The sequence below is a fragment of the Mycobacterium helveticum genome (assembly GCF_007714205.1).
In the GTDB taxonomy this organism is placed as follows: Bacteria; Actinomycetota; Actinomycetes; order Mycobacteriales; family Mycobacteriaceae; genus Mycobacterium; species Mycobacterium helveticum.
In genome coordinates this window covers 1-5482 of the sequence record NZ_VMQU01000207.1, presented here as the reverse complement: position 1 = coordinate 5482, position 5482 = coordinate 1, and the positions used below count along the sequence as shown (strand labels likewise).

Here is a 5482-nt window from a genome sequence, read left to right as displayed (position 1 = left end):
GGTGCCGACGGCCGGGCGGGCGGCGGCCCGGGCGGGCCGGGGGGAGCGGGCGGAGCACCGGGCGACGCGGCCCAGGCCGCACCCGAGGCCCGGGTCGCGCCGGCCGGGAGGCGCATCGACTCGGTCTCGGGGGGACGCCCGGCCATGCCCTGGTGCCGGCCGACCTCGAACCTGAGCTGCGGCCCGTCGGGGTTTCCGATGTTGATGCACTGGCCGTCGTGGATGTCGACGACGGGAACGCGCCGGCCGTTGACGAAGGTCCCGTTGAGCGAACCGTTGTCGATCGCCAGCCAGCGGCCCTGGTCGAAGCGAAGCAGCAGGTGTGCCCGCGAGATCAGCGGATGGGTGATCCGCATGTCGGCCCGCAGGTCGCGCCCGACCACCACGTCGTGGCCCGCCGCGAAGGTGCCTTCACCTCCGTCGTAGCGGACGGTCAGGACTGGCGGGGCTGGTGCACTCATCGAACCAACTTTATCTGGTGCAACGAAGGTCCTCGTCGGGCCCGAGCCCCCGCCTTCCCGCACGCACCCCGGCGGCGCGGATCGTCAGCGGGCCGAATCGGGGGCGCCGGTGACCACGCAGTACGTCCGGCTGTAGATGGTGGCCATGCACTGGTTGCAGTGTGTACAGGCCGAATGCACGCTGTGCCGGTCGCCGTCGGCGACGATCCGGTTGATCAGATCGGGCTCGGCCAGCAGCGCCCGGCCCATCGCGACGAACTGGAACCCCTCGGCCATCGCCAAATCCATCGTCTCGCGGTTGGTGATGCCGCCGAGCAGGATCAGCGGCATCGTCAGCTCGGCGCGGAACAGCTTGGCGTGGCGCAACAGGTAGGCCTCGCGGTAGGGATACTCGCGCAGGAACTTCTTGCCCGTCATGCGCATGCCCCAGCTCAGCGGCGGCTTGAAGGCGGCGGCGAACTGCTTGATCGGTGCATCGCCGTGGAACAGGTACATGGGGTTGACCAGCGAGCTGCCCGCGGTGAGCTCGATCGCGTCCAGCCCGCCGTCGTCCTGCAGCCACTTCGCGGTGGTCAGCGCCTCCTCGGTGCTGATGCCGCCGCGCACCCCGTCGGTCATGTTGAGCTTGGCGGTGACCGCGATCCGTCCCGCTCCGCGCATGTCGACCGCACGGCGCACGGCCATCACCAGCCCGCGGGCCACCTTGGCCCGGTTCTCCAGCGATCCGCCGAACTCGTCGTCGCGGCGGTTGATCAGCGGCGACAGGAACGCGCTCGCCAAGTAGTTGTGGCCCAGGTGGATCTCGACCGCGTCGAAGCCGGCGTCGATGGCCAGCAGGGCGGCGTCGGCGTGGGCGGCGGTCACGTCGTCGATGTCGTCGCGGGTCGCCTTCCTGGCGAACCGCATCCCGATCGGGTTGAAGAACCGCACCGGCGCCAGCGCGGTGGCCTTGTTGGACTTGGCGTTGGCGACGGGACCGGCGTGGCCGATCTGCGCGCTCACCGCCGCCCCCTCGGCGTGGACCGCGTCGGTGAGCCGGCGCAGCCCGGGCACCGCCTCCGGGCGCATCCAGAGCCCGTTGCCCTCGGTGCGGCCGCCGGGGGACACCGCGCAGTAGGCGACCGTCGTCATGCCGACCCCACCCGCGGCGGGCAGGCGGTGGTATTCGATCAGGTCGTCGGAGACCAACCCGTTGGGCGTGCGCGCTTCGAACGTCGCCGACTTGATGGTCCGGTTGCGCAGCGTCACCGGACCCAGCTTGGCCGGGGCGAACACGTCAGCAGGGGTAGACATGCGAGGAGCCTAGACCCGTCGCGTGCCAGACTGTGAGGCGTGGGCGCAATCACACTGGACGGCAAGGCCACCCGCGACGAGATCTTCGTCGACCTGAAACAGCGGGTGGCCGCGTTGACCGCGTCGGGTCGCACGCCGGGGCTGGGCACCATCCTGGTCGGCAACGATCCCGGGTCGCAGGCCTACGTGCGCGGCAAGCACGCCGACTGCGCCAAGGTCGGCATCACGTCGATGCGCCGCGACCTGCCCGCCGACATCAGCACCGCCACGCTGAACGACACCATCGACGAACTCAACGCCAACCCCGAGTGCACCGGCTACATCGTGCAGTTGCCGCTGCCGCGGGGTGAATTGGACGAGAACGCGGCGCTGGAACGGGTCGACCCGGACAAGGACGCCGACGGGCTGCACCCGACCAGCCTCGGCCGGCTCGTGCTCGGCACGCCGGGGCCGCTGCCGTGCACCCCGCGTGGCATCGTGCACCTGTTGCGGCGCTACGACGTCGAGATCGCCGGGGCGCACGTGGTCGTCATCGGCCGCGGTGTGACGGTCGGCCGGCCGCTGGGGCTGCTGCTGACCCGTCGCTCCGAGAACGCCACGGTGACGTTGTGCCACACCGGAACTCGCGACCTGTCGGCGCTGACCCGGCAGGCGGACATCATCGTGGCCGCTGTCGGGGTGCCCCACATGCTGACCGCCGACATGGTGCGCCCCGGCGCCGCGGTGGTCGACGTGGGCGTCAGCCGCACCGAGGACGGCCTGGTGGGCGACGTGCATCCGGACGTGTGGGAGGTGGCCGGCCACGTGTCGCCCAACCCGGGCGGCGTCGGCCCCTTGACGCGCGCGTTCCTGCTGACCAACGTCGTCGAGCGCGCCGAGCGGGAATGAACGGTCGCGCCGTGCTGCGGGCCCAGTGGCCGATACTGCTGGTGGGGCTGATCTTCGCCACGGCTTTCGCGTTGGCGGGGGCCAACTTCTGGCGTCGCGGTGCGCTGCTGCTCGGCATCGGCGTCGGCGTCGCCGCGATGCTGCGGTTGGCGCTGCCCGACGACCGGGCCGGCCTGCTGGTGGTGCGCAGCAAGGGCGTCGACTTCATCACCACCGCGACGGTGGGGGCCGCGATGGTCTACATCGCCTGGACCATCGACCCGCTGGGTACCGGTTAGGCGCCCGGCAGCGCGGGCAGGCCCGGCATCGCGGGAACCTGCGGCATCCCGGGGACCTGCGGCAGGCCGCCGGTCAGGTTGCCGTTGGCGATCGACGCCATCTCCTCGGGGCAGTACGTCTGGATCGCGATGGTGGTGAATAGCTGCGCCATCTGCGGGGACATGCCCCCACCCCGGACCCGCGCCGCAGCGGCGGCGAAGTTCCCGCCCGGCTCGACGAGCATCGGGCAGATGGACTGACCCACGCCAATCGCGTTGCCGGGCTCGCCGAAGTTGATGCCGGCGTGATTCAGTGCGTCGATGAAGCCGTCGTCGGTCGTCCAGTCGGCCTCGGCCGGCGCCGCGAGGGCCGCCGCCGCGGTGACGACGGCGGCCGCGCCGGCCAGCAACCGAATGCTCAGGGGCTGATGACGGAACATCGAGATCCAATCGTGAGTGCGTGGCCGTGCTTTCAAGACAGCTTCCCCGTCTGTCGTGAGTGCTCCTCCGGCACTCGGATCACTCCGAGAACTTTGGCCTATCACGATCACATCGAGGACACGGTGGGATCAATTTTCGCACACCGTGCCGTTTCGTGCGCGCCGCCCGGCAGCGGCATCGGTTACCGGGCGAGGACCCGCGCAACCGCGAATCGGCGGACGGCGGACACATCGACGCCACACTGTGATCCGACACGCGCCCCGGCGCGGTGCTTTCGGCCCACAGATGTTCCAGAATCCGGCTCATGACGACGAATGCGAGCCGTCCGCCGGACCGCGCGATCTCGCGCCAGACGTTCCTTCGCGGCGCCGTCGGGATGCTGGCGACGGGGACGGTGTTCGGGACCGCGCGGGCGGCCGCGGACACGGCCGGCGGGTGGGGCGGCCTGGCGTCCTCCATCGGCGGCAGGGTGCTGGTGCCGGCCAGCGGCGCCCAATTCGCCGCCGCCAAGCAGGTGTTCAACTCCTTCTACAACAATTCGAATCCGGCTGCGGTGGTTGAGGTTTCTTCGCAGGCTGACGTGCAGAAGGCGGTCGCGTTCGCGACGGCGAACAGGCTGCAGATCGCCCCGCGCGGTGGCGGACATTCCTATATCGGTGCCTCGACCGCCGCGAACGCGATGGTGCTCGACCTGCGGGGGCTGCCCGGCGGGGCGCAGCTGGACGGCGGCAACGTGACGGTGACCCCGGCAACCAATCTGTCTGCGCTGCAACAAGCTTGCGCCGGCGCCGGACGGGCGGTCCCGGTCGGCACCTGCCCGACGGTCGGCATCGGGGGATCGGCGCTCGGCGGCGGCATCGGCGCCGACACCCGGCGCGCCGGCCTCACCTGCGACACCCTGCAGTCGGCCACGGTCGTGTTGCCGAGCGGCGACGTCGTCACCGCGTCCGCCAACGACCACCCCGATCTCTTCTGGGCGCTCCGCGGTGGCGGCGGCGGCAACTTCGGCGTGACGACGTCGATGACGTTCGCCACGTTTGCCGCCGACTCCACCGACGTGGTGCGGCTGGACTTCCCGTCGTCGTCGGCGGTGCAGGTGCTGTCGGGCTGGCAGTCGTGGCTGAACGCGGCCGACCGGAACACCTGGGGGCGCGTCGATCTCGCCATCGGGTCGGCGCAGACGAACTGCCAGATCCTGGCCACCTGTTCCGTGGGTTCGGGCAACTCCGTGGCGAACGCGATCAAGTCCGCGGTCGGCGTGCAACCCAGCGGCGTCCAGAACACGACGATGACCCACCTTGACCTGGCGACATACCTTGCCGGCGGCAGCTCGTCGGCGTCGCCGCGCGGTTTCGTCGCCGGATCGGACGTGATCTCGACGGTGAACGCCGCCGCGGCACATGCGATTGCGACCGCCATCGGGCAGTGGCCCGCGGCGGCCGGGAAGGCCTCCGTGCTCGTCGACCCCCTGGGGGGCGCGGCCGGTGACATCGCTCCCGGCGATACGGCCTTCCCGTGGCGCCGGCAGTCCGCGGTGCTGCAGTGGTACGCCGAGCCCGCCGCCAACCAGGTGCGGGCGGCGACGAAATGGCTGGCCTCCGCACACCAAGCGGTGCAACAGTATTCGGTCGGTGGATACGTCAACTACCTGGAGGCCAACACCCCGGCGTCGCGCTACTTCGGTTCCAACCTCTCGCAGCTGTCGGCCGTGCGGCAGAAGTACGACCCGAATCGGGTCATGTTGTCAGGGTTGACCTTCTAGCCAAAAAACTTGCGTCACTTCGGTTTCAGTGGTCACATTCCCGGGTTTCTTGTCGGTGGGTGCCGATAGTTTCGCGGTGTGAGTGTTGATCGGGAGGAGCTGAGGGCGGCGTTCGACGCCCTCGACGCCGGCCTGGACACACTGCTGGGGTTCGACTGCGAGGCGTTGACCACCCCGGAGCTACTGGCCTGGCTGGGCCGCGTGGAAAAGGTGCGCCGGCGCCTGCCGGCTCTCGAGCATGCGGTGATCAACACCCTGGCCCACCAGGCCACCCCGGAGGAGTTGGGCGGCAGGCTCTCCCATGCGATCGCCGAGGCGGCGTTGATCACCCGCACCGACGCCTCTCGGCGGGTGCGCGCGGCCGCCGACCTGGGCCCCCG

At 70.6% G+C, this 5482-nt stretch carries 7 protein-coding genes; 4 read left to right on the top strand and 3 right to left on the bottom strand.

Features of this window, described 5'->3' with window-relative positions:
* Both FPZ47_RS26330 and FPZ47_RS26325 read right to left on the bottom strand, forming a co-directional pair.
* The coding region (locus FPZ47_RS26330; protein WP_145039717.1) for an FHA domain-containing protein at positions 1-461 on the bottom strand (461 nt) is incomplete at its 3' end.
* Between the two features lie 84 nt (positions 462-545).
* Positions 546-1754: an NADH:flavin oxidoreductase gene (locus tag FPZ47_RS26325; RefSeq protein WP_144957037.1), complete on the bottom strand. Its 1209-nt coding sequence runs from the start codon at positions 1752-1754 to the stop codon at positions 546-548.
* A 39-nt stretch (positions 1755-1793) separates the two neighbouring features.
* On the opposite strand from FPZ47_RS26325, the gene FPZ47_RS26320 reads away from it, so the two are divergent.
* Entirely contained in the window at positions 1794-2642 is an 849-nt protein-coding gene (locus FPZ47_RS26320; RefSeq protein WP_144957040.1) for a bifunctional methylenetetrahydrofolate dehydrogenase/methenyltetrahydrofolate cyclohydrolase, read from the top strand.
* Positions 2639-2920 carry a DUF3017 domain-containing protein gene (locus FPZ47_RS26315; RefSeq protein WP_144957043.1) on the top strand — a complete coding sequence of 94 codons (282 nt, stop codon included), beginning with the start codon at positions 2639-2641 and terminating at the stop codon, positions 2918-2920. The genes FPZ47_RS26320 and FPZ47_RS26315 overlap by 4 nt, the downstream gene beginning before the upstream one ends.
* On the opposite strand, the gene FPZ47_RS26310 is transcribed toward FPZ47_RS26315, so the two are convergent.
* Positions 2917-3375, bottom strand: coding sequence for a DUF732 domain-containing protein (locus FPZ47_RS26310; protein WP_210420019.1), 459 nt, complete (start codon positions 3373-3375; stop codon positions 2917-2919). The genes FPZ47_RS26315 and FPZ47_RS26310 overlap by 4 nt on opposite strands.
* Before the next feature lie 269 nt (positions 3376-3644).
* Here FPZ47_RS26310 and FPZ47_RS26305 point away from each other — a divergent pair, with 269 nt between their 5' ends.
* The gene (locus FPZ47_RS26305) at positions 3645-5102 is read left to right on the top strand and encodes an FAD-dependent oxidoreductase (RefSeq protein WP_144957049.1); all 1458 of its coding nucleotides are present in this window, start codon (positions 3645-3647) and stop codon (positions 5100-5102) included.
* 78 nt (positions 5103-5180) lie between these two features.
* Positions 5181-5482 (top strand): DUF222 domain-containing protein (locus FPZ47_RS26300; RefSeq protein ID WP_145039714.1); only part of this gene is annotated, 302 nt, incomplete at its 3' end.